Annotated in this window: 1 protein-coding gene; it reads left to right on the plus strand. The window is 63.3% G+C overall.

The window, feature by feature from the left end:
- The first annotated feature begins 54 nt into the window (after window positions 1-54).
- A complete protein-coding gene (locus tag B3C64_RS07610) occupies window positions 55-2,268 on the plus strand; it encodes an alpha-1,4-glucan--maltose-1-phosphate maltosyltransferase (RefSeq protein ID WP_291534873.1) in 2,214 nt (737 codons plus the stop codon).
- Window positions 2,269-2,335 lie beyond the last annotated feature (67 nt).

Raw genomic sequence — 2,335 nt, forward strand, 5'->3', positions numbered from 1 at the left:
AAAACGGCGGAAAATAGCGGAATTCCGGTCTTTCCTACCTCTATAATCGGCAATATGGCAGAAGAAGAAAAGAGCGCGGCAAAGCGCAACAGCACAACAAAGAAGTCGTCTGTGAAGAAGGCATCTGCGAAAAAGACCACCCGCAAGCGCACCAGCGCCAAGCCGAAGGCGACGACGGCGCACATCGTCGGCGAGGCGCCGGCACCGGTCATCGAACGCGCATCATCCGACCAGTTCGGCCGCATCAACATCATGGACATCACGCCCACCGCCGAGAACGGGTTGTTCCCGGCACGCGTGGAACTCGGCGAACCATTCCCCGTCACCGCGCAGGTGTTCATCGAGGGCCGCACCAAGGCGGGCGCCACCGTGTCGGTGCGCAATCCGCGCGGGCATGAGGTCGAACGCGTCGCGATGACCTGCACGAATCCCGGACTCGACCGTTGGGAAGCGATGGTCCGCATCGGCGAGCACAGCGATCTGAAGCCATGGGACGCCGACTACGCGAAGGTCAAGCGGCAGCTGGGCGAATGGCACATCGTCATCGAAGGCTGGGAAGACACCTACGCATCATGGCTGCATGACGCCGCCATCAAGGTCAAGGTGAACGACGACGTGGAGAACGCGTTGGAATCCGGCTCCCAATTGCTCGCACGCTGGGCCGGCGCGCACGATTCCAAGCTGTCCGCCGACGACAAGAAGATCCTGCGCAAGGCCGCGAAGACGATGGCCGACAAATCGCTGGCTCCGGAAGACCGCCTTGCGGCGGCCACCGCCGACGAGATCCAGCGTCTGCACGAGGAGCATCCGTTGCGCGACGGATTGAGCGAATCGAACCCGCAGCGTTTCCGCGTGGAGCGTCCGAAGTCGAGCTTCGCCGCATGGTACCAGTTCTTCCCGCGTTCGGAGGGCGCCCACTACGACGACAAGGGCAAGATCGTCCCCGGCGATCTCAAGACATCGCTTGCCGGCCTGGAGCGCGCGGCCGCCGAAGGATTCGACATCGTCTATCTGCCGCCGATCTTCCCCATCGGCGTGACCAACCGCAAGGGCCGCAACAACTCGCTGGTCGCGGGACCTGACGACCCCGGCTCGCCATTCGGCATCGGATCCGAACTCGGCGGGCACGACACCGTCGACCCGCTGCTCGGCACGATGGACGATTTCAAGATGTTCTGCGAGCGCGCGCACGAGCTCGGCCTGGAGATCGCGCTCGACTTCGCATTGCAATGCTCCCCCGACCATCCGTGGGTGAAGCAGCATCCGAACTGGTTCCGCACGAAGCCGGACGGCACGATCGCGTTCGCCGAGAATCCGCCGAAGAAATACCAGGACATCTATCCGATCGACTTCAACGCCGACATGGAGGGCATCGAGAAGGAAGTCGAACGCATCATGGATCTGTGGATCAAGGCCGGCGTGACGATTTTCCGCGTGGACAATCCGCATACCAAGCCGGTGCGCTTCTGGCAGGATGTGATCGCCGCCGTGACGCGCAAGCACCCCGAGACGCTGTTCCTGGCCGAGGCGTTCACCCGCCCGGCGATGATGCGCGCGCTGAGCTACGCCGGTTTCACGCAGTCGCACTGCTACTTCCCGTGGCGCAACACCAAAGAGGAGCTGGAGGAATACCTGCCGGAGACCAACGGCGAGCACGGCTTCTACCAGCACAACACGTTCTGGCCCACCACGCCGGACATCCTCACCGCCTATCTGCGCGACAACGGCATCGCCGGCCATGCGGTGCGCGCCGTGCTCGCCGCGATGGGTTCCCCGAGCTGGGGCATCTACAACGGCTACGAGCTCATCGAGAACCGTCAGCGCCCCGGATTCGAGGAACAGATCGACAACGAGAAGTACGAGATCAAGGTGCGCGATTGGAGCAAAGCCGGCAAATACGGCATCGCCGAACTGCTCACCTCGCTGAACCGAATCCGCGCGGAGCATCCGGCATGCCGCAGCTACCACAACCTGCACATCCTGGAAAGCGATGACGAGAACATCGTCGCGTTCCTGCGGCAGACCCCGGCCGAGCTGACCGGCACCGGCAAGGCGGACACGGTGATCGTGGCGGTGAACCTCGACGGCCACGACGCGCATCAGTCCATCGTGCATATTGACTTGAAGGAATTCGGATTCGATCCCGACAAGCCGCTCAAGGTGCATGACGAGCTCACCGGCCACGACTTCGAATGGGGCGCGGACAACTTCGTCTCGCTGGCTCCGTGGGCCGACGTGGCGCATGTGCTGACGGTGGTTGAAGACTGATTCTCGACGAAGAGCGGCCCTCAGGGGCGGCCCCTAGGACTGGCCCAGAGGACCGCCCTGGGGACCG

Origin of the sequence: Bifidobacterium sp. UBA6881 (genome assembly GCA_002451435.1) — a bacterium.
Taxonomy (GTDB): domain Bacteria; phylum Actinomycetota; class Actinomycetes; order Actinomycetales; family Bifidobacteriaceae; genus Bifidobacterium.

Coding starts and splice junctions, on each gene's coding strand:
- B3C64_RS07610 (WP_291534873.1), top strand. CDS start 55: ATGGCAGAAGAAGAAAAGAGCGCGGCAAAGCGCAACAGCACAACAAAG.